Raw genomic sequence first — 23184 nt, 5'->3', positions numbered from 1 at the left:
CATTTGAGGGAATTGTTGATATATATTTTGAATTAAGTTACTAACAGAAATTTTGTTTTTTGTTAAATTCAATCTCTTATTATCTACACGGTTTAGTAATCCCAATTTTATTTATCTCATTTTGCAAATCGGCAATACATTCAGAATTATAATATTTTTTTAAATTCTCATAATTCATATTATCACCTCTATTTATAAAAACAATGCTTTCAGGATTTCCATTTGATTTTAGACAATTATATTCAGGAAAAATTTTAAAAGATTCAACATATTTATTAATGTCATCATAGTGATTAATTACGTCATCAACATTATTAAATACAATCCCTGTTTTCTTTCCAAAATCTGATTCTGTTCCAACGTTCAAGTTCCAACTCATTGCATTTTGACAAATAAAATTAACAAATGAGAATTTTCCAATTTCGGTTATGTAAACACTTTCGGGGAAATGATTAACATCTTTGCTTATCCCGTAAATCGATAGAATTCCTTTATTTTTCACTTTTAAAACAACACTTATATCTTCAAATGTTACATCTTCATTTCCCCATATTTTTATGATTTCTACTTTATCATTTTTTTGAAGATTTTTTTTAATCGAATTAAATTCACTGTAATAGAAAAATTTATAGAAAATAAAAATGGATAAAAATAGAATTGTAAATACTCCTAAAATTCCTATAGCTGCATATTTAATTATTTTGAGATATCGTTTCATTAGTTATTTTTAATTTAAACGAAATCGTGTTTATAAAATTGTGAATTATATAAAACCAATCCCATCACAATCTCCCAAAATCCTTATCTTTACAAACATAAAATTTCCCTATGAACCATCAACCTGTTGAAGGATTTTCAAAACTTTCCAAACAAAGAAAAATCGATTGGCTAATCAGCGAATATCTAAGCAACGATAGAAGTTACGAGCAGATTCTGCAGCAATATTGGAACAACGATTCTAATCTGCAAAAGATGCACGACGAGTTTTCTGAAAACACGATTTCCAATTTTTATATGCCTTACGGAATTGCTCCAAACTTTCTGATAGACGGAAAATTGTTGGCACTTCCAATGGCAGTTGAAGAAAGTTCTGTTGTGGCAGCAGCGAGTAAAGCAGCAAAATTCTGGATTGACAAAGGTGGTTTCAAAACAACGATTATCAATACAGAAAAACTGGGTCATACGCATTTTATCTTCAAAACTGAGGCTCATAAACTGCTTCATTTTTTCAATTTTAAATTGAAGAAAAAATTGTTGGAAGCCACGGAAGATATTACCAAAAATATGCGCAACCGTGGCGGCGGAATCCTGAATATCAAACTCATCGATAAAACTTCGGAACTGGAAGATTATTTCCAGCTGAAAGCAAGTTTTGACACGGTAGATTCTATGGGTGCCAATTTCATTAATTCTTGTCTGGAACAATTCGGGAAGACTTTGAAAGAAGAAGTTGCCAAGGAAGGAAGTTTTTCTCAGGAAGAAAAAGATTCGTTGCAAATCGTGATGAATATCCTTTCCAATTACACGCCGGATTGCATCGTGAGAGCAGAAGTTTCCTGCAAAATTGAAGATTTGAAGGACGACAGCGGCATTTCGAATGAAGAATTTGCATGGAAATTCAAACGCGCGGTGACGATTGCAGAAATCGAACCTTACAGAGCAACGACGCATAACAAAGGGATTATGAATGGTGTGGATGCTGTAGTCATTGCGACAGGAAATGATTTCCGTGCGACGGAAGCTTGTGCGCATGCTTATGCAGCGAGAAACGGAAAATATTCTTCATTAACACATTGCACGACGGACAATGGGATTTTTAGATTTTGGATTGACTTACCGATTTCTGTCGGTGTTGTCGGCGGATTGACGAATCTTCATCCATTGGTAAAATTTTCTTTGGCACTTCTTGGAAAACCATCTGCTCAGGAATTGATGAGTATTTTGGCAGTTTCCGGATTGGCGCAGAATTTTGGTGCACTTCGTTCTTTGGTAACGACAGGAATCCAGAAAGGTCATATGAAAATGCACCTTTTCAATATTCTGAATCAATTTGGAGCAACGGAAGAGGAGAAACAGCATTTTGTGACTTACTTCAAAGATAAAACGGTAAGTCATCACGAGGTAATTTGGGAATTGGAAAAATTAAGAAATAAATAATTATGTTCGGAATTTTACTTTCAGTTTTCATTCTGATTTTTGGCATATTTTTACGATTTACAAAAGATCCGGGATTTGCAGGTGCAAAGAGATTTTCCTGGTTGTTCATCGTTTTAGGATTATTAACTATTGCAGGGAAAATTATCATTTTATATCAAAAAGGAGAATTATAAATTATGAAAAACTTTACTTTAATCATCGGTGGAATCTACGGTTTATTGTCCGTAATTCTTGGCGCATTTGGTGCGCACGCCTTCAAAAAAATATTATCAATCGAAAGACTGGAAAGCTTTGAAACGGGTGTCCGTTATCAAATGTACGCCGCGTTTTTTCTTTTGATTGTCGGCTATATTTTGAAATTCGAAACGACTTCTGAAAAATGGATTTCTATATTGATGATTGCAGGAACTTTTATATTTTCTGTAAGTATTTATTGTTTGGCTTTCCAGGATGTTTGGGGCGTTAATTTGAAATTCCTTGGGCCAATCACACCACTTGGCGGATTGTTTATGATCATCAGTTGGGGAATGTTGATCTGGTATTTTGCTAAGGCTAAATTTTAAATGAAATTATTAGTTTTTCTTTTTTTAGTTCTTTCTTTTGGCTTTATTAAAGGCCACAAAATACATTCTATTTATGTATTAATTAAAAAAGAAAAATTTGCAAATAATTATAAAAATTACATTGAACGTGACAGCTTAGTCTTGTACAAAGATTCTACCTTTAGAAAGGAAAATCATTATAGTGGGTTCGATGAAATTGACAAAAGTATTCTATTTGGCAAATGGAAATTTTCTAAAAAATCACTACAATTAGTAATTCAAAAAAGAGAAGATTCTTCCCGAATAACATTGTTAAATGAAACTCAAATCATCAATAGGAAACAATTAAGAAAATATAAAAAATCAAATCACTAAATGTTCTTCATCTTCGGAATCAAAACAAAACTTGTAGGAAAAGAAGACCGTAAAGTCCTGAAAAATGGCTTTATGGCGAATGCTATTGTTTCGGTTTATAAGAATTATTTCGAGTTTTTTTTCATTCCGATATTTCCGTTTAGTAAGAAATACAGCATTTACATTCCCCATTCGGATGAATATTACGAGACAAATTATTTCTCATCCGAAATGCCAAAAGAATATCTGGAACTTTGTAAAGAGGTTGGACGAAATTATTAATCATAAGTATTACAAATCACTATATCAAAACAAATAATGAAACAAAAAATTATTTTTTTTCTTAGCCTTTTTATCTTTATCAGTAGTCAGGCTCAAACACAATTCAACCTTTTAAGCCCCAAGAATTTTGATGAAAATGCGGGTGGCTTTACAGCATCTAATGGAAAACTTTTTTTACTGACCGAAAAAAAAATATTGGTCTCAATAGATTCTGGTGAATCCTGGAATTTCTTAAAAGATGTCAACAACGGAACTGACATCACAAGTTCTGACCAGTTATTATTTGTAGTCGGAAAACTAGGACTTGTGCAGAAAAGTACAGATAATGGACAGAACTGGGAAACTGTCAATCTTAATACAACAGAGAATCTTAACAATGTTTTTATTTTTAATGAAACTGTTGTGATAGTTGGATCCCGTACTGTCTTTAAGTCTAATAACAAGGGAATCAACTGGACCAAAACTGATCTTGACATTTTCCAATATGATAGTGTGGTAAAAAGTTATTTTACCTCACCAGAAGAAGCCCATTTTTTAACTTATTACGGTGACCTTTATAAAACGACAAATGGAGGCTCCACCTCTGTACAGACTTATGACAATCCTTATGTTGCAACATCTGTAAATAGTTTATATTTTTATAACAGCCAGATTGGTTTTGCAAATGCAGTCAATAAACTTTTAAAGACAACCAATGGTGGGCAAACTTGGGTTTTGGCAACTTCTTTTGGTCAAGCTATCGATTCTCAACCTTTATATTCTTTTTTCTTCACTTCACCAACAACTGGATTTGCTGTTGGTCAATTTGGGTACATTTTCAAAACGATAAATGGCGGAAATACCTGGCAGAGAGTTTCCGATGTCTCTTACTTTGCAGAGGAAGGCAACAATCTTAATAAAGTCTATTTTGCAAACAACATTGGATATATCATTGGTGACCATGGGAAAATCCTAAAATCTACAAACCAAGGTGAAAATTGGGTCAGTAAAGATTTTACCTATAAAAATGTTTCTGATATTCAAAAAACGAATAACAAGGTTTATGTAACATCCGGCGAAAATTTTTACTCGTCTTCAGATGAAATGAACTGGACAAAGCTTGGAAATCCTACGGTAGAAGGTTACGCAAGTTACATTATGGATAGTCAGTTTATGAATGATAATTTGGGATATGCATTGGTAGGCAACGCCGGTGGAACACATTTTAGCAAATCTACAAATGGTGGCAGTACATGGAATTTGCTAGACAACACACACTTAGGATTCAACAAATTACATTTCTTTGATACTCAAAATGGATTGCGATATTCGGAATTTGGCATTTCTCTGACTAAAGACGGTGGCACAACTTGGCAAAATCTTCACAATTTTGGATTTTTTAATTTTAACGCTGTTGATGAAAACACAGCTTTTGGATACAATAGTTCCAGAATAATGAAGACAACAGACAAAGGTGTAACTTGGACTTTGGTAAAAGAAGGTACTTATTTAAGTAATATGTACTTCGTAAACGAGCTTATCGGATACTATACAGAAGCTAATAAACTGTACAAAACATATAATGGCGGAACAAGTTGGGAATTGGTAAAGGATTTCTATTCGGCTTATAATCTGAAATTACATTTTCTAAATGCAAATGAAGGAATTGCTTTTGACTACAACGGAATTTCTTATCAGACTTTTGACGGCGGAATTACCTGGAACACTGTTACCGTTCCAAAATTAACGAACTTCTTTGCAGTTGGAAGAAATTACTATGTTGCAGGAGCAAATGGAATCATTTACAAATCCAATTCTTACACGCAGGATTACTCACTAAAACCTTTGGAAGCAACAGAACTATTTGCTGACAAAGTAAAACTGAACGGATATGGCAGCAGTAATATCTCTGATTTAAATAATATCAAATTTCAATATGGAGAAAATAGCAGCTTTGATCTGCAAAACGTTTCCACACCTTCTATCATAGCACAATACAACAATTCTCTTCTGAATAAAAACATTGAAGATCTGAAGCCGGAAACAACTTACTATTTTAGAATTTCCGCAACAAATCAATCCGGAGCCGTTACAAGTACAGTGAAGGAGTTCACAACACTTCCGCTTCACAACAAAACCCTGGAATTCTCAAACATAAACACTAATAATGCGTCGGCTAATATTAATATAAAAAACAATGCTGGTATGGCCATTTCTGACATTAAAATCGTCTATGGTTTATCTTCTGAGAATTTAATATTCACAAAAAATGTTGTGTCAAACGTCAACGCTTATTCTCAAAATATATTATATTCAGAACTTGAAAATCTAGAGCCAGATACCATTTACTTTGCAAAATTACAGTTCACACAAAACAATGTGATCTATACTTCAGATCTGAAACAGTTCAGAACAGCAATACTTGGAACAGAGGATCTGAGTAATGAATCATTGAGCATCTATCCAAATCCGGTAAAAGATATACTTCATATTACCAACATTAAAAACTTGAGATCTATTTCAATTATCTCAACTTCAGGACATATTGTAAAGAATATTCTATCAGCAGAAATTAAAAACGGTTCAATAGACCTAAGTCACCTGACAAAAGGCAACTATGTAGTGGTTCTAAATTATGAAAATAAAAGTGTAAGTAAAAAGATCATAAAACAATAACGTTTTTTATATAACTAAAATCATATCACAGGTTTGCTTATTTTTCTTAAATTTGTCAATCTTATAAAATTTAAAATTAATCAATAATATATTATGAATCTTCACGAGTATCAATCAAAAGAGATTTTAGCAAAATACGGGGTGAATATCCAACGTGGTTTTGTTGCAAACAATGTGGACGAAGCAGTGGCTGCTGCCGAAAAACTTACTGCTGAAACCGGAGCGCAGGCTTGGGTGGTAAAAGCTCAGATCCACGCTGGTGGTAGAGGTAAAGGCGGCGGTGTAAAGTTTTCCCCAAATATGGACAAACTGAAAGAAAACGCTGGAAACATCATCGGAATGCAACTCATCACGCCTCAGACTTCTGCTGAAGGTAAAAAAGTTCATTCTGTTTTGGTAGCTGAAGATGTATATTATCCGGGAGAGACTGAAACTAAAGAATTTTATGTTTCTATCCTTCTAGACAGAGCTTTAGGGAAAAACACGATCGTTTATTCTACAGAAGGTGGTATGGACATCGAGCACGTTGCAGAAGTTACGCCACACTTGATTCACAAAGAAGTGATCGATGCGGCTTACGGATTGCAAGGTTTCCAGGCTAGAAAAATTGCTTTCGGACTAGGTCTTGAAGGGAATGCTTTCAAAGAATTCACAAAATTCATCACGTCTCTTTACAACGCTTACATCGGGATCGATGCTTCTCTTTTCGAGATCAACCCGGTTCTTAAGACTTCTGACAACAAGATCATCGCTGTAGATGCAAAAGTAACTTTGGACGACAACTCATTGTTCCGTCACAAAGACCTTGCTGAATTGAGAGATACAAGAGAAGAAGATCCATTGGACGTAGAAGCTGGCGAAGCTGGTCTTAACTTCGTGAAGTTGGACGGAAACGTGGCTTGTATGGTAAACGGAGCTGGTCTTGCAATGGCAACTATGGATATCATCAAATTGTCTGGTGGAAATCCTGCAAACTTCTTGGATGTTGGTGGAACTGCTGATGCACAAAGAGTTCAGACCGCTTTCGGGATCATTTTGCGAGACCCAAACGTAAAAGCGATCTTGATCAACATCTTCGGAGGGATCGTAAGATGCGACAGAGTGGCGCAAGGTGTTGTAGACGCTTACCACGCGATGGGAAGCCTTCCAGTTCCATTGATCGTAAGATTGCAGGGAACCAACGCTGTAGAAGCTAAAAAACTAATTGACGAGTCTGGACTTCCTGTTCATTCCGCAATTACTTTGGAAGAAGCTGCAAACAAAGTAAAAGAAGTTCTTGCCAGCTAAGAATTTTTTAACATAAATATCAGATCCGTTCAATTATTTGAGCGGATTTTTTTATGCACTTTGTCAAATTTTATGATTTGGGCAGCTTTATCCGCCTTCCGTTCCCGCTTTTTTGTCATTGCGATCGACGGGAATTTACCAATAGAAATTTTCTGCACTCGCAATGACAAAAAGAGCTCCACTCAAGTCGGGCTGCGACGTTCACGATAATTTAGAAGTTTGGTTTCTCAAATCTCATTTCCATTTAATATGATATTTCCTAAAATAAAATCAGAAAGAAAACCGTTTCAAATTCTGGAAAGGTTTTTAATTCAATAACGCCAAACTGAAACGATGAAAAATATCTACATCCCAAATCCCTGCTCAGAAAACTGGAACGAAATGAATCCTGAAGAAAAAGGCAGATTTTGTTCCGTCTGTTCCAAATGTGTGATTGATTTTACAGAAAAGAATTCTCAGGAAATCCATAAGATCATTGAAGAAAAATCGGATGAAAGTGTTTGCGGAAGATTTTACAATCATCAGTTAAATACTGAAGATTCTAAATCTTTGAAGTTGAAAGAGAAATTTTTCAGATATATTCCTGCTGGCTTTCAGAATAATAGACTTTCATTGGGTCTATTTTCATTAATATTATTTTTGACAGGCTGTGCAAAGGAAAAAGAAAGCTGTGTTGCCACAACTGGCGTTGTATTGGTAGAAGAAGATATACTTTCAAAGAATAATAACTATGAAATAGGAGAAGTTATCATTGAAAATGATTCTGTTGCAAAAATGCATAATAAAGATAGTCTGAAATTAAAGCGTAAAAAAAACCACTAAAGAAGAGATGGTTTTTTTGAAAATTATTTGTTTTCTGATGCATCACCAACTTGCGTAATGTTGATACTTGTTGGAGTAACCAATTCAATTCCTTCTTTCACAAGCCTCTCATTGATTTGCATAATGGCTTCGCTTTTCACATTGGTAAAATTGCCGCCAATTTCCAACCAAAATTTAATCTGCATTGTGAAAACGCCCTGCTTTACATTCGTGAAAACAACATCAACAGCGTCTGTTTTGTCGACATGTTCAAGAGATTTGATCTCGTCCAGGATTGCAGCTTTAGCTTTTACAATATCTTCCCCAACCGGAATTTCAAAGTCCAGAATGATTCTACGTTGAGGTGAAGCGGTAATATTAAAAAACGGAGAGTTAAAAATCACCTGATTTGGAATGTAAACTTTCTTTCCGTCATCTGTAATGAGCTTTGTGGTAAGCAAACCAATATCCTGAACAGTTCCGGAATTCCCGCCAATCGTGACATAATCTCCAATTTTGAAAGCCTTGTCCACACTCACCAACATTCCCGAAAACATGCTGGACACAAGATCCTTAAGTGCAACACCGGCGATCACCCCGGCAACTCCTAAACTTCCAAGAAACTTCATAAAGAAACCACTGAAGCCCATAATTTCTAAGGCTATGAAAGTTCCCATCAAAATGATTAAAAACTTAAAAACCGAAATCAATGTAACTACTGATTCATTCTTAGTTTTTGGAAATAATTTGTGAAATAACTTTACGGACCATCTGCTGAGATAGGTACTGGTCATCAGAAAAAACAGAAATACTATAATCCCAACAATTAATCTGGGGGTCAGCTCAGCAAAACTAATATACCATTTTTGCAAAACGTCATAAACTGTGTGTAAATATTCCATAATGTATAATTAATAAAAAAAACCGACAAAAGCCGGTTTTACTGTATTTAAATATTAGATTTATTTAACTTCGTTTGCAAGTCTTTTTGCTTGTCCGCTTGGCAGATAAATACTGAAACCAACATTGAAAGTAATTTTGGAAGTTAGTCCTTCATTACCAAAACCAGTTACTCCGTTATATTTTACAAGTCCCTCCACACCAATGTTTGGTGTAATAAAGTATGAATAACCTGGGCCTACACCAAAATCTAATCCTGTTGTAGATATACCGTTTTCAACTGAAGTTCCTCCTACACCTAAGTTACCTTCGAAAAACCAACGCCCGTGATTCAGGAGATTATCAACTCCCGCTTCTCCCGGAGATATAAAATAACGCCCTAAAGCACCAACTGCATAATTGAACTGAGTAGCTTCACCCTTACCAGGTTTTGCAAACCCTAAATTAACATAACCTCCTAAAGCTACATTATCTTTGATAAAATACGCAGCTTTTGGTTGAATAGAAAAATCGTAACCAGCACCTGTATTAAGTCCAAAATTACTTGTGACAATGCTACTTCCAACCATCCAGTTTCCTTCCTGTATCTGAGCATTTGCTGTAGAGAATAATCCTGTTACTAAAACTGCTGCTCCAAAAATCAATTTTTTCATATCGCTAAATTTTTCGTTTATAATTATATTTTTTACATTTTACAAAGGCTGTGCCATTTTACGGAAATATGATGAAAATCAAGATTGCTAAAGTTTTATAAAATATTAGTAAATATTTAAATTTATTAATGTGAGTTATTCGCAATTAAAACAAAATACGGTTTCATTCCACATAAGTCAGAAATCTAGGTCGGATAGTTGTTACCCTGATAGTTTGACCCTTGCTGAGTCACAACATCATTCGGATTTGTCCAAAACCATTGCTTGTTGAATATTGAGTTTTTATTGGTTCCTGCATTGTACAATGCTGAGAAACTCATATTTGACGGATAATATGATTTAACAAAAGAAGAATATAGATTAATTTTTACGAATGTCTTTACGGAAAATTTATTAATTCAAAAGGTCTTCGTAATTTTTCTTCAGTAATTCCCAAACAAACTCCTGTCTGTATTTCATCACGCTATGGCGTGCATCAGCCTGAAGTTTGGCATACGTATCCTGATCCAAACATAACTGCATTGCCTTCTGGACAGAATGTGCATTTTTGGGTGGGAAGATCAATCCGTTTTCCAGATTTGTAACAATCTCGTTGCAGCCATTAATATCCGAAACCATTGCCGGCAAACCCATTGCCAGTGCTTGTAAAACAACATTGGGAAAACCCTCTCTGTAACTAGGGAATACCAGCGCATTGCTAATCGAAAAATACGGTCTTACATCTTTTTGAAATCCTACAGAAACGATATCTGGATTTTTTTCTATTTCATCTAAAACCTCCTGAGATAAGGGGTCTAAATCCTGTTCCAAAGGACCTACAAGAAGCAGTTTGATTTTTTTTAATTTCAAACTTTTGACATTCTTAAACGCAGAAACTAATTCATTAATACCTTTATCCTTTACCAATCTTCCTACGAATACGAATACAAAATCATCTGCTGCGATATTAAGTTCTTTTTTTAGTTTTTCTTTTGATTCTGTTGTGAACAAAGCCGGATCGAAATGGTTAACATCTATACCATTTGTACTGCCATTTCCGATGACTTTCAGCTTTTCAGCTTTGCCAAGTTTTTCTTCCAAAATAAAATTGTACAAACCATTGGAATTGGGATATACATTTGTAGCGCAACTGTATGTCAATCTTTCCACTTGGTTTAAGATTTTCCTTTTGAGACCCGAAGTTTCCATTAATGGTAAACCGGCTACTGTATGCAATCTGACTTTCACTCCTGCTAATTTGGCTGCCAACATCCCAATTAATCCTGCTTTTGGTGTGTGGGAATGTACTATTTCCGGTTTTTCCTTTCTGAAATAGTTGTACATCTGCCAGAGAGACTTCAGATCCTGAATTGGCGTTATTTTACGGGTCATTTCTATGGCATGTGTTTTCACTCCCAACTCGTTGCCAACTCTTTCCAGATAATCTTTGTCCGCAGAAATAGCTGTAACATCAAAATATTGATCCATAAAGGTCAGCTGTTTTCCCAATAATTTTTCTACAGAAATCGGAACCGTGGTAATTCGGAAAAGTTTTGCCATTTATATTTATTTTTGCAAATATAGGGAAACCGCCTTCGGCTTTGACAGCTTAATGTTTAACATCAGGTTAAGATTGCAGAATTAATTTCTATTACTAAAGATTTTAGAATCCTCAATTATTTTTACAGCGACAATCATTACAAATGGAAGGTACATTATCTTTGTCCTCACAAAAATCCCTAAGCAAGAATAGCGCTGGATGAAAAACAAAGATGAAATAATGAAAAACAAGAGAGCAACTTTGGCGAAAAAATCAAGTTTGATAGTTTTGAAGCGGTAAATAAATATTAATAATGAAAAAAATAATACAATGAGAGTAAGGAAGTTTTCTGCGCTCAAAATAAATGAGTAAAGAGAAACAGAATCTACGAAAAGTGGTTGGAAATTGAGTGCAAAGAGCCTCTCGAATATATTATAATCTATCATCGGAACATACGAGTTTGCCCTTTGAAAAGCCACCAATGATGCATCATTTCTTTCCAGAATATAAGCGATATCTAATGGATTCCTATCCAAAAGATGCATTGTCATCAGATATAATCCTACTGATAAAATAATAGTTGAAATAACAACCAAGATTTTTTTCCCGGAAAGTTTTTTATCCTTTATTATCAATGCAAAAGAAATTGCTAACAATAGGAACATCGCAACGTGTGGCCGAATCAGTATTAATAAAATCCAGCTGAAGATATATTGGAAATTGAAATATCTTGCTCTAAATTGATTAATCATAACCAAAGTGATTGCTAAAAAAACAATCGGCTCTTTTCCAATGATGGACGTCCAGAAATGTAAATTAGGCAGCAGAAAAACAAACATCAAAAGGTATTTGCTCCAATTGTTCGTCGGCTTGATATAATCTAAAGAAAAACTGTACAATTCATAAATAGCGTAAAAACCCATCAAACTATGTAGGACAAATCCTGCCCAGAAAGGTAAATGCAATATTTTCGCGAAAGGGTAATTGATCAGTTTTATTACATCTGTACCAACATTAAGATAACTGTTCCAATCGCCTGTAAGGATCCAATATCTATGGGCGTCACCAGCATTTTGAGAGTAATATTGCCAGGCGACCACGGCAAAGATGAAGTGATAGACCAAGAGGAGAATAGGAAATGCCAGCTCTTGTCTTTTCATCATTGAGGTTTTGTAATTTTTTTCTGATTTCTGATATTGTATTGTCGGTAAGAAAAAACCCACATCATATAGATAATCAATCCAGGAAGAAACATATTCCGCATCCGGATCATAATCCCGACATTCCCCAAAGATTGTGAAAATGCCAATGTACCAACAATCAGAAAGAATACCAGACCTTTGATTACAAAAGGAGCAGCTTTGAAAGCGCCAATCGGATTGGTTCGCATGGCTTTTATAAAGACCACAACTAATACAAAATTTTCCAGCGATGCAATAAGTCCATTGATGTTTCTGGCATCAAAGAAAAAAGGGCGAAACCAGAATGTCAGTACTTTCAGAGGGAATGGATAAGATGAAATATCTACAGCAGATCCAGTATTGGCACGGCTAAGAACAGCTGCTTTACTTTCGGCAAACTTATCAAAACTTTCAGTAGAAGCCTCTTCAATTTTTGCAAATTCCATTACGCTTGGTAAAATTGCAATACCCACGCCAATCATCAAGGCTGAAAATAAAAACCTCTGAAAAGGAGAAACTTTCCCTCCCAGGATATAAGCCAATCCGAATCCGACCAATAAAAACAATGTAATATGAGGCCGGATTGCCATAGACAAAAACATTGGTATTATTATTAAAGGTATTCTTTGAAAAGGCTTCATCAAAGCGTAAGTAAACATTCCAATACACAGAAACAAAACGGTGTCCTTGCCTACCCCAGCACTCCAGAAATGAAGATTTGGCAGGAAAAATATTAAAGGAAATAAGACATAGCCGTTGATGACCGTATTATATGGAATCGTACGGAGAGCAATCAGAAAAAAATAAGTAATTCCAAAAGAACCCAGCATACTATAAAACATAGTATTCGAAAAGAAAGACATTCCCAACATGTTAGCCGGAATGTAATTAAAAGCCCTCATGAATTCTGTTCCCTCCCCACCTGTTAAACTCATAACAAATTCTGGGTATGTCATAGATTTTGCAATTTTCCAATGCCCCCAGGCATCACCGCCTCCGTTGTTGGTGGTAAAGAAATAAGCAATACCCAAAAGGAAATGAAAAAGTACTAATTTTTTGAGAACAGGATAAGATTCATACTCTTTATCATCTAGTAATAATTTGGGAAACTGCAAGGCCAACAGTATAAACAGGGGAATATATAGGATATCTAAAATCATTGTTAAAGTAAAAATTTAATCCATTTCTCAGCAGTTACCTGAATACAAAATTTATTTTCTACTAATTTTCTTGCATTACTTCCCATAATTTTTTTTTCATATACAATGTTTTTCAAGAAAAGAATTTTTTCAATCCATTCGTTATCATCTGTTGCAATGAATCCTGTTTCGTTATCGATACAAACATCTTTGTTCATTCCAACATCAGATGCAACTCCGGGAATTCCACAAGCGGCATACTGAATTAATTTGTATGCACATTTTCCTTTTTCCCATTCAGAATTCTGAAGTGGCATGATACCTATATCCATTTTAAGAATTTCCGAAACTTCTGTCTCTTCCGTCCATTTTACATATTTTACATTTGGACCTAAGTTCATTTCTTCTGTAATGCCAATGATGTGGAAATGAATGTTCTCTTCTTGTTGTAATTTCATTATCCATTCCCTGCAAGGTAAAAGATGCTTCTCAAAAGTAGTTTTAGTACCAATCCAACCTACAACAAATTTTTCTGTGTTAATATTCACTTTCATTGGATAACGATCCAAATCAATTACGGTTGGGATAATTTGTACATTTTTCGCTCCGGACCTAAGAGCATATTCTGCTAGATATTCGTTTCCAGCTACAACAGTTCCGCTGTATCGCATCACTTTTGCAATTTTATTTCCCAGAAATTTCTTAATTAATGGATTGGAACTAAGGTCGTAATTATGAAAAATGGCATCATCATAATCAACAATATATTTAACCTTTAATATATTCAGTAACTTTTCTGCAATAGCAGGAAAAAAGGGGAAAATTTCTTTTTCAATTACTATTTTGTCATATTTTGCGAAAGAAAGCAATACAAAAGACCTACGGATGTATGATTTCAGTACAGTGGTTATATTCTTTTTGCCAGCATAAAAATCTTTGAGATAGGCATCGTCAAAAAACGGTTTGACTGTAATCCGGAATCCCGCTTTTTGCAAATACGGAAAATACTGGTAGCTTCTCATTCTGCTGCTACCCGCCATTCTTGTGTACTTGGTTAGATAAAGAATTTTCATTGATTAATATATTCGGAATAGTTATTAAAGATAAGGTCAACATTATATTTTCCTTTAGCATCTTGTGCAATCTGATCCCTATTCAGGTTTTTAATTTCCTGCCATTTTGTTTCAATTACTTTTGCCAGACTTTCAGCATCTCCGGTTTCAAACAAAAACCCATTTACACCTTCAGTAATTACTTCGCTATTTGCGCCAGGGCAATCAGAGGCGATAACAGGTGTTCCCAAACACAAGCCTTCTACTATAACATTAGAGAAGCCCTCGAACAATGAAGTAGAGACAATTGCATCTGCCTGTTTCATAAGGTTATAAGGATTTCTGACAAATCCGGAAATTTTAATATTATTTTCTAAACCCGCATTCAAAATTTCTTTTTCCAGCACTTCTCTTAATTTGCCTTCTCCTAAAATATTAAGAACAGGCAATTTTTCATTCGCATCTTTCAGGATTTTAAATGCTTTTATTAAAGTACTGTAATCTTTCTGAGGTGATAATCTTCCTACTGCTACAAAATCAAAATCTTTAAGAATTTTATCTGAACTAAGTTTCTGGACTTTAACTGTGTTTACGGGATTATAAATTACTTTATAAGATTTAGGTGTAACGCCGGTTTCCTTAATAAAATCTTTTGCCATATAGTGACATTGGAAGATTAATTTATCGGAAAAGGTTGCTATCATTTTATTAGCGCCAATGTATAGCATTTTTTTTATTTCAGATGTTAACAGTTTTTTTTCTGCGCCAATGGTATTTCCTAGCCTGTTTATGATCTGTATTTTTTTTGATATAAAAGGTTTTGCCAAAGCTGTAGCCAAGCTGGAACCCAAAGATGCAAATACTTTTTGGGGTTGGTGTACTTTACAAAATTTTATAAACGGAATCACTGATTTAAGTGCAGATCCTGAATTCAGTTCATAAACTTTCACATTTTCCGGAATTTGATTTACAAGATCTCCCTTTTTTTTGCCTAATAGCAAAACTACATTTTGATCTTGTTTTAAAAAACATTCCAGCAAATTTAGCATTACTCTTTCTGCTCCGCCCCCTCTTAGGTCTGGTAAAAAAAAGACAATCATTATAAAAAAAAATTTTCAGCTATTATCATACTATCTCTTAACTTTTAAATTATAAATATTCTTGAAGATTTCCAGAATAATTTACTTCATTTCCTGTATAAATTTTAATAACACTTACTGCAGTATTCTATTTTGCACGTAAAATGTGCAAAATTCACTTGAAATCTAACATTACCAATTTTTAGGAATCATTATTTAAAATTACGCTTTTCCTTATATTGATCTTTATTCAAAAAAATTGCATAAATAAGTTTTCCGTAATTGGATAAATGAAAAGGTCGATTCATTATTGAGATAGACAAACACTTTAAGGCTTTTGATTTTGCACCATTAATCATATATAATTCTCCTAAATATCCATTGATTTCACTCCACGGTAATTTATTTTGTTTAATCGAAAGTCCGTGTTTATCTATATATTTAATGACAGCATCTAATTTTTTTTCAAAATTGGTTGACATTGCATTTGGGTGCTGATAGTAGTTTACCAAAACTTCTTCCACAAAATCAAATTTACAAACAAAGGACAATCTGTAGTATAATTCTACATCCTGTCTCCATCTAAAGTTTTCGTCAAATAAGTTTACCTCTTCTAGATACTTTCTTTTAACTATAACCATGCTTGGTGGGCAAAAATGATTCAATGCAAGAATTTTTGACAAATCACCCCTGTATTTTATTGTTCTAATTCTTTCATTATGATCAAACTCATTAATAACTTTCCAAAAGGAGCCTACGACACCATAACTCTCATCCAATTTGTCGAATAACATTATCTGTTTTTCCAATTTTTTCTCCAACCATTCATCATCATCATCCAAAAATGCAACAAATTTGCCTTTTGATTCCTTGATACCCGTGTTTCTTGCAGCAGGTAAGCCTTTATTTTGACTATGTTTCAGATATATGATCTTATCTGACTGAATATATCTGCTTAGGTTTTCTTGATTGGATTTTCTATATTCATTCTCACCGTCGTTGTCATCTACTACTATAACTTCAATATTTTTATAAGACTGATTCAAAACACTATCTATTGCCCGAATTAAAAATTCAGAACGTTGAAAAGTTGGAATTACAACACTTACTAGGGGTTGGGTTTTCATTTAATTTCTATTAAGTATGGGTTATGGTATTTCAGGTCAACTTTTTTGTCCAACATTTTTTCTAAGGTTTTGATTTTCTCTTCTAAATAAACTTTATCAAATCCATAAAATTTGCGGCTGTGGTATGCTGAAGCTTTTTTTGATTTGGCATCTTTTAATTTGAAAATATACTGCTTAGATTTCATCTTTGAATACTGAATAGCAATAAAGGAATCGGTTGGATAATCTGATTTTATATTTTTATTATCCAATATTTTCTTATCAATGATTGATAAAAGCTTTTCGTAACTGTTACTTTCAAAATTGTCAATTAAAGCTTTAACTTGGTCTTTGCTTTCCAGTTTATCAATATCAAATGTATATTGATTAATATTATCAAGGACATTTTTCACGTCTTGAAAAGACACACAACGAATCCCCAGTTGATTTGGTAACCAAATATCGTTTTCAATATTCTCTACTGGTTTATAATTAATTACTGGCTTCCCTGCTAAAGAAGCTTCTAAAGCTGTAGTACAACCGTCATGAATAATTGCTTGCGACCCTAGGATCCAAGCAGAAACTGAGCCCTTATGATCAACAGATATATTTTTAACTCCTCTAAAAACTGTATTATAAAAAGATTGATTTTCTGATGGATGCGGTCTATATACAAAATTAGTTTCTGGGTACTCAATAGATAATCTATGCGTGATCTGTACCATCGATAGACATTGGCTTCCAGAGTATGTTATAAAATCCACCTTATCCATTCTGTTTGCACAGTCGTCAGGATTATAACCGGCCTTGGCAGAAAAAACAAACTCTAATCCCAAACCGTGGTTGTACAAACCATAATTCCCGTTGATCAGTACATATTTTGAATGTACTTTTTGAATTTCTTCAACTTCTTTTTGAAAATATGACCGCCATTGCTTTTTATACAAATCAAATCTTGGATGACCTGTTACCTCTATTTTTAAAGTGCTAGATCGGCTTTCGTCGTATTTTTTTTGGAAACTTCCCCAGTCACATATAACATCATTATTATCAAAAAAATCCAAATTGTATTGTCTTGATAAAGTCTTTCTCCAAATCTCCTGGCCCCCTTTAAATACGGCTCCCTCTTCGTGCAGATAAATAATATTAAATCCTTTGGATTTCAAATCCTTATATATTTTTCCGTCTTCAATATCTGATCTTTTATGGAAAATATTCTTCCCAATGTAAAGACCATTTCTTAATTTTGGTAAGATTTTCATTAAAAAATCGTGTTGTCCAATGTAAACACGATTACCATTACCTGCCAGCAATGAAGATAGTACTATTTTAAAATCAAATTCTCTGTTAATCGTCTCGATAGGAAGTAATATATTCATAATTTACGCTTTGGATTTCAAAATTTTACTTTTAATTAGAAGAAGACTTTTTCTATCAAAGATGAATATGATAAGAGCTGCTAATGTTAAGTAACACAAAATAAATAATATCAGGTCGAAGATTATATTTGCATCAATCATAAAATTCTTTAGAAAAACATCAATAATAAATCCACCAATTCCAAATAGTATTACCTTAAAAAATAGTGAGAAAATTTGTTTAAAAAAGGAAAATTTCAAATTAATACTCACAAGATTGAAATAAATCATTGAAAAAAGTATATTGATGGACAACACAATTATTAGGAGTTGAGAAAAAGACAAATATTTTACCAGTATAAATACAAAACTCAATGTGAATATTTTATTAGCAAAATCAATTTTCAAAAATCGATTTAACAGATTCCTTACTTTAAAAATATTCAGTGATTGGACAGTAATAGGTGAGATAAGACTTCCTACTGCTACAATTTTTAAGTAAACTACACTTTCCAACCAATTGTCACCTAATAACAATTTTATAATTTGTAACGCCTTAAAAAAGAATATCCCATTTATTGTAAGCATCAAGTACGTGAGTAATTTAACATTAAGTAAAAATAATTCTCGAAGTTTCTGCACATTGTTTTGTAATGCTACGAAAGTGGGATAAACACCTCTCATTAGAGTGGTATTAATAATCTCTATCGGTATCCCTTGCATACTAGTAGATTTGCTGTTTAAACCTAATAATTGGGGGCTATAGAATTTTGCATATATCAAATTAAGTCCTTGTACATAAAACCGTGATAAAAGTGACATACCTAGAATTTTAAGTCCAAATTTATATAAAGGTTTAGCAGCTTGTAAATCAAACACAAAGATAGGCCTATATCTTACGGTCAACGACAAAAAAACCACATAAAGACCTGCATTTATCAACTGCTGAACAATTAAAGAAAGAATACCATAACCATGATAGGCTAAAAAAATCCCAACACCAAAACTAATTAAAGAGGACGGAATCCTTGCTTTTGTAATTTTTTTTAGATCTAATTGTTTGGTAGCCTTTGCAATTTGAACAACACCAAATGACTCTATTATTAAAGTTACTGACTGCAATCGTATGTAAAATGCAAGGTTGTCATATTTATAAAATTCTTGAATATATGGAGCTGCTACAAATAAAACAGCATATAAAGCAGTCCCCATAAAAAGATTAAGCCAGAATACTGTAGAATAATCAGTATCCGTTGCATCTTTTTTCTGAATTAATGCCTCCTTTAGACCTCCGTCTATAAAAAGGGTTACTAAAAGATAAAATACATTCACAACTGCAAGTAAACCAAAATCAGCAGGAGTCAAAAGTCTTGCAAGGATAATTCCTAAAACAAATCCTATTGCTTTAAGGCTCATGGACTCTACAAAAGACCATTTTACATTCGATATTGTTTTTTGTTTAAGACTCATCAGTAAGGAAAGAGTTGAAAATTATTACCAGTCTTGTGCAACTCATTTTCCAATGGTACAACATTAATATACTTTTGAATAGCAGAATTGCGATTTATCATTTCTATTAAAATTTTACCATATGCTTTTTCCCCGGCATGGAAACCATCCAGAAACTCATCGTTTGAAATACCGATAGTCTTTGGATTAGTAAAATCATATAGCTGTGAATCATATTTTTCAAATAATGGCTTGATAGAGGGCTGAATCTGGTCAACATATTTATAGTTTCCGGATTTTTCCATCTTATCTAATACATCAGGCGCAAATGGAGGCAAAAATGCAATAAGAGTGATCTTGTTTTTTTTGCAAAAGATCAAGAATTCTTCTAATATCTGAAGCGTATTATCATTAAATTTACTCCCATACTCAAATCGGTTCGTACCATTTGCAATTCGTTTGAAAGTATCTTTATATTCATAATCATCTGCTGAAGTATCTTTATTATCAAGCTTTTCTATCTGCTTACCATAAAACATACTTCCATCGTTCCTGAATCCTTTATTGTTGACATAGGCATTAAGTCCATATTTTAAGTCATTTTTTTCGGAATTGAAAACAGAGTATTTTTTGTTAAATACATCTTTCCATACATCTACTATAACAGAATATTTTGGATATTCTGTAAAAGCATCAGTCCATTGTGTCTTATTGGGAGTCGCTTTGAGCTGATCAAAATTTTTGTTAAACATCCATTGATCCAAATTAATCAGCAAAACTTCAGGATACTTCTCTTTCGGAATTGTTTTGAAAAATTCTTTATAATCTTTAATGTTTGTAATCGTATAACCTGCGTTATAAAAATTTTCACGGAACATTTCTTTGCGGAACTGCAAAATCCGTGAAGAACCTAACGCCCAAATCTTTGTTTTCTCTCTATTTTCTAAAACTTTGTATTTCAGATATTTATAATTCTTTTCATTATATGCATATCCTATGAGATATTTTTTATTTTCTTTAAGAACCGGATTTATGTCTACAAAATTTTCTTTATAATTATATAGCGTCGCTAATGGTACGGAAAGCGCCAAAATAAAAGGAAGAGTAAATATAAGTAGTTTTATTAATAATTTTTTCATCTCTACACTTCTAAAATTGAAAATAAATAAATGCTTCGTCACGACCGGAATACATTAAAATCACAATAATAATAAGATAATAAAATGAAATCCTTATAAACGAAGGTGATTTAAAAAACATTTTTTCGATGGCAAAATTACGCTCCCTTCCTATCCATTCTATCAGCATAAAAAAGCAAACAATCATCAGAATATAAACTCCGTCTCTGAGTTCGGTATATTGAAAAAAAGGTTTGAAGAAATCTTTCGAGAATATTTTCCGGCAATAATCAACCGCATAACCAATTGTTGGCGAACGGAAAAAAATCCAACAAAATACAGTTGCCAAAAACGTGACTGTCATTTGTAATATTTCCCTAAAAGTGGGAAATAGCTTTCCTTGTGCAACAGTTTCAAGATGCTTTCTATTGGTTTTAAAAATTATGGAAGGTAATATAAATAAAGCGTTTAAGCCGCCCCAGACAATAAAAGTCCAATTGGCGCCATGCCAAAACCCGCTCACAAGAAAAATAATGATCGTATTTCGGATTCTCATCCAATTGCCACCTCTGCTGCCTCCAAGAGGAAAATAAAGATAATCCTTAAACCAGCTTGATAATGATATATGCCATCTTCTCCAAAATTCGGCTATACTTCTTGAGAAATAAGGAAAATTGAAGTTTTTTAGTAATTCTATACCTAATAAACGCGAACTTCCCAACGCTATATCTGAATAACCAGAAAAATCCCCATAGATCTGAAACGTGAAAAATATAGCTCCTAGTAGCAAAGTACTTCCTGAATAAGCATCAGGATTTTCAAAGATTATATTTGCAAATTGTGCGCAATTGTCGGCAATTACTATCTTTTTAAACAGTCCCCACAAAATTTGTCGTAAACCATCTGTTATTTGTGCGTATCTGAATTCCCGCGGTTTTTTTAATTGCGGTAATAGGTGGGTTGCTCTTTCAATAGGACCTGCTACCAACAATGGAAAATAGGTTACAAACAATGCGTAATCTACAGCATTATAAGTAGGTTTGGTTTTTCTATTATAAATATCAAAAACATAGGATAACTCGTGGAAAGTATAAAACGAAATTCCAATAGGTAATATAATGTTAAGCGTATTATAATGAGCCTCAAAACCGAAATTCTGCAGTAGGTTGGCAAAAGAATCTATGAAAAAATTAAAATATTTAAAATATGCAAGAAACCCTAAATTAATCCCAACACTTATGGTAAGCCAAAGTTTTCTGATTTTATTACTCTCAGATCTGTCTATAATAATTCCGGAGAAATAATCTAATGCAGTAGAAAAAATTAAAAGGAAAAGAAAACGCCAGTCCCACGATGCATAGAAAAAGTAAGAACAGAGTAGTAAAAAAATATTCTGAAGCCTCAAATTATTTTTCCTGCCTATCAGCCAGTAAACTGTAAATACTATTGGTAAAAATATGGCATACGAAAGTGAATTAAATAACATATGAGCCGCAATTATTTAGATTGTTAATGATTATTCCTTCCATCTTATATTTCGTAATATGATTCAAACCAGTTTACATATTCGTCAATTCCCTGCTCTACAGATGTCTTAGGTTTATAATCAAAATTATCTTCCAAGCTCTTAATATCTGCCCAGGTCTGATATACATCGCCAGGCTGCATTGGCAGCATTAGTTTCTCTGCAATTTTTCCGGTTTTTTCTTCAATCGCTTGGATGAATTCCATTAGCTGTACTGGTTTAGAATTTCCAATATTATAAAGCTGGTAAAGATTAGTATCATTTGTAGCTTCCTGCAAAACTACCCGTTGTACACCTTCAATAATATCATCAATAAAGGTAAAATCACGAGACAGCTTACCTTGATTAAAAACTTTCAGAGGTTGTCCTTTCAGGATTGCGTCGGTAAATAGAAAGATGGCCATATCCGGTCGTCCCCACGGGCCATAAACTGTGAAAAACCGAAGACCAATTGTTTTTATCCCGAAAAGATGGCTGTAGGTATGTGCCATGAGTTCGTTGCTGGTTTTAGAAGCTGCATAAAGACTTACTGGACTGTCGACTTTCTGATTAACATTATAAGGTATTTCGGAATTTTGACCATAAACACTTGAACTGCTTGCATATACCAATTTGTTCACATTATGATGTCTGCAACACTCAAGAATTACTGTAAATCCAAGGATATTGCTGTTTATATATTCAAAAGGGTTTTCTAGTGAATATCGAACTCCTGCTTGTGCTGCCAGATTACAGACAACATCAAACTTCTGATTACTGAAAAGCTCATTCAGAAATTCCCGGTCTGTAATATCAGATTTATAAAAGGTAAATGAAGGAAAAGAAGTGCTTTGATAGCTTTTATTGATTTGTAAATCAGCTCCGTCTTTTATTCCTAAATTGTTTAATCTTGCATATTTTAACGTTACATCGTAATAACTGTTTATACTATCCAAACCAACTACCGTATGACCTTTGCTGATTAAGTCAAGACAAAGATGATAACCTATAAAACCCGCTGCACCTGTTACTAAAATTTTCATTGAAA

At 33.5% G+C, this 23184-nt stretch carries 23 protein-coding genes; 8 read left to right on the top strand and 15 right to left on the bottom strand.

Annotation, left to right across the window (positions count from 1 at the left end):
• Positions 1 to 79: 79 nt before the first annotated feature.
• Positions 80 to 718 (bottom strand): hypothetical protein, encoded by a 639-nt coding sequence (locus tag OPU68_RS14755; protein WP_498474726.1) that lies wholly within the window; start codon positions 716 to 718, stop codon positions 80 to 82.
• A gap of 110 nt (positions 719 to 828) precedes the next feature.
• Between OPU68_RS14755 and OPU68_RS14750 the strand changes: the two genes are divergently transcribed.
• From OPU68_RS14750 to OPU68_RS14715, 8 genes are all read left to right on the top strand, one after another.
• The gene (locus tag OPU68_RS14750; RefSeq protein ID WP_498474725.1) at positions 829 to 2157 is read left to right on the top strand and encodes a hydroxymethylglutaryl-CoA reductase, degradative; all 1329 of its coding nucleotides are present in this window, start codon (positions 829 to 831) and stop codon (positions 2155 to 2157) included.
• A gap of 2 nt (positions 2158 to 2159) precedes the next feature.
• On the top strand, positions 2160 to 2330 hold the full coding sequence (locus tag OPU68_RS14745) for a hypothetical protein (RefSeq protein ID WP_498474724.1): 171 nt from the start codon (positions 2160 to 2162) through the stop codon (positions 2328 to 2330).
• Positions 2331 to 2333: 3 nt separating this feature from the next.
• Positions 2334 to 2720, top strand: coding sequence for a DUF423 domain-containing protein (locus OPU68_RS14740; RefSeq protein WP_498474723.1), 387 nt, complete (start codon positions 2334 to 2336; stop codon positions 2718 to 2720).
• Complete coding sequence (locus OPU68_RS14735; RefSeq protein WP_498474722.1) at positions 2721 to 3074, top strand: hypothetical protein; 354 nt, start codon at positions 2721 to 2723, stop codon at positions 3072 to 3074.
• Complete coding sequence (locus tag OPU68_RS14730) at positions 3075 to 3335, top strand: hypothetical protein (RefSeq protein ID WP_498474721.1); 261 nt, start codon at positions 3075 to 3077, stop codon at positions 3333 to 3335.
• Between the two features lie 36 nt (positions 3336 to 3371).
• The gene (locus OPU68_RS14725; protein WP_498474720.1) at positions 3372 to 5990 is read left to right on the top strand and encodes a T9SS type A sorting domain-containing protein; all 2619 of its coding nucleotides are present in this window, start codon (positions 3372 to 3374) and stop codon (positions 5988 to 5990) included.
• 93 nt (positions 5991 to 6083) lie between these two features.
• Positions 6084 to 7277, top strand: coding sequence for an ADP-forming succinate--CoA ligase subunit beta (gene sucC / locus OPU68_RS14720; RefSeq protein WP_028123793.1), 1194 nt, complete (start codon positions 6084 to 6086; stop codon positions 7275 to 7277).
• Between the two features lie 333 nt (positions 7278 to 7610).
• Complete coding sequence (locus OPU68_RS14715; protein WP_498474719.1) at positions 7611 to 8099, top strand: hypothetical protein; 489 nt, start codon at positions 7611 to 7613, stop codon at positions 8097 to 8099.
• Positions 8100 to 8122: 23 nt separating this feature from the next.
• On the opposite strand, the gene OPU68_RS14710 is transcribed toward OPU68_RS14715, so the two are convergent.
• The 14 genes from OPU68_RS14710 to OPU68_RS14645 all read right to left on the bottom strand — a co-directional run bounded on the left by OPU68_RS14710 (position 8123) and on the right by OPU68_RS14645 (position 23179).
• On the bottom strand, positions 8123 to 8980 hold the full coding sequence (locus tag OPU68_RS14710; RefSeq protein WP_498474718.1) for a mechanosensitive ion channel family protein: 858 nt from the start codon (positions 8978 to 8980) through the stop codon (positions 8123 to 8125).
• A gap of 60 nt (positions 8981 to 9040) precedes the next feature.
• The gene (locus tag OPU68_RS14705) at positions 9041 to 9631 is read right to left on the bottom strand and encodes a hypothetical protein (protein WP_498474717.1); all 591 of its coding nucleotides are present in this window, start codon (positions 9629 to 9631) and stop codon (positions 9041 to 9043) included.
• A 185-nt stretch (positions 9632 to 9816) separates the two neighbouring features.
• Positions 9817 to 9951: a hypothetical protein gene (locus OPU68_RS14700; protein ID WP_498474716.1), complete on the bottom strand. Its 135-nt coding sequence runs from the start codon at positions 9949 to 9951 to the stop codon at positions 9817 to 9819.
• 73 nt (positions 9952 to 10024) lie between these two features.
• Entirely contained in the window at positions 10025 to 11170 is a 1146-nt protein-coding gene (locus OPU68_RS14695; protein ID WP_498474714.1) for a glycosyltransferase family 4 protein, read from the bottom strand.
• A gap of 81 nt (positions 11171 to 11251) precedes the next feature.
• On the bottom strand, positions 11252 to 12313 hold the full coding sequence (locus tag OPU68_RS14690) for a hypothetical protein (protein ID WP_498474713.1): 1062 nt from the start codon (positions 12311 to 12313) through the stop codon (positions 11252 to 11254).
• Complete coding sequence (locus tag OPU68_RS14685) at positions 12310 to 13491, bottom strand: hypothetical protein (RefSeq protein ID WP_498474712.1); 1182 nt, start codon at positions 13489 to 13491, stop codon at positions 12310 to 12312. The genes OPU68_RS14690 and OPU68_RS14685 overlap by 4 nt, the downstream gene beginning before the upstream one ends.
• A 2-nt stretch (positions 13492 to 13493) precedes the next feature.
• Positions 13494 to 14543: a glycosyltransferase family 4 protein gene (locus tag OPU68_RS14680; protein ID WP_498474711.1), complete on the bottom strand. Its 1050-nt coding sequence runs from the start codon at positions 14541 to 14543 to the stop codon at positions 13494 to 13496.
• Entirely contained in the window at positions 14540 to 15622 is a 1083-nt protein-coding gene (locus OPU68_RS14675; protein WP_498474710.1) for a glycosyltransferase, read from the bottom strand. The genes OPU68_RS14680 and OPU68_RS14675 overlap by 4 nt, the downstream gene beginning before the upstream one ends.
• A gap of 191 nt (positions 15623 to 15813) precedes the next feature.
• On the bottom strand, positions 15814 to 16728 hold the full coding sequence (locus OPU68_RS14670; protein ID WP_498474709.1) for a glycosyltransferase family 2 protein: 915 nt from the start codon (positions 16726 to 16728) through the stop codon (positions 15814 to 15816).
• On the bottom strand, positions 16725 to 18086 hold the full coding sequence (locus OPU68_RS14665; RefSeq protein ID WP_498474708.1) for a surface carbohydrate biosynthesis protein: 1362 nt from the start codon (positions 18084 to 18086) through the stop codon (positions 16725 to 16727). The genes OPU68_RS14670 and OPU68_RS14665 overlap by 4 nt, the downstream gene beginning before the upstream one ends.
• Before the next feature lie 3 nt (positions 18087 to 18089).
• The gene (locus OPU68_RS14660; RefSeq protein ID WP_498474707.1) at positions 18090 to 19535 is read right to left on the bottom strand and encodes a lipopolysaccharide biosynthesis protein; all 1446 of its coding nucleotides are present in this window, start codon (positions 19533 to 19535) and stop codon (positions 18090 to 18092) included.
• Positions 19535 to 20653 (bottom strand): hypothetical protein, encoded by a 1119-nt coding sequence (locus OPU68_RS14655; RefSeq protein ID WP_498474706.1) that lies wholly within the window; start codon positions 20651 to 20653, stop codon positions 19535 to 19537. Before OPU68_RS14655 ends, OPU68_RS14660 begins: the two co-directional genes overlap by 1 nt.
• A gap of 10 nt (positions 20654 to 20663) precedes the next feature.
• The gene (locus tag OPU68_RS14650; protein WP_498474705.1) at positions 20664 to 22118 is read right to left on the bottom strand and encodes an MBOAT family O-acyltransferase; all 1455 of its coding nucleotides are present in this window, start codon (positions 22116 to 22118) and stop codon (positions 20664 to 20666) included.
• A gap of 44 nt (positions 22119 to 22162) precedes the next feature.
• A complete protein-coding gene (locus OPU68_RS14645; RefSeq protein ID WP_498474704.1) occupies positions 22163 to 23179 on the bottom strand; it encodes an NAD-dependent epimerase/dehydratase family protein in 1017 nt (338 codons plus the stop codon).
• Positions 23180 to 23184: the final 5 nt, after the last annotated feature.

The organism is Chryseobacterium sp. TB1-D10 (assembly GCF_059803555.1).
Note: the sequence above shows the minus strand (reverse complement) of the source record. Positions and strands in the feature narration are given on the sequence as shown.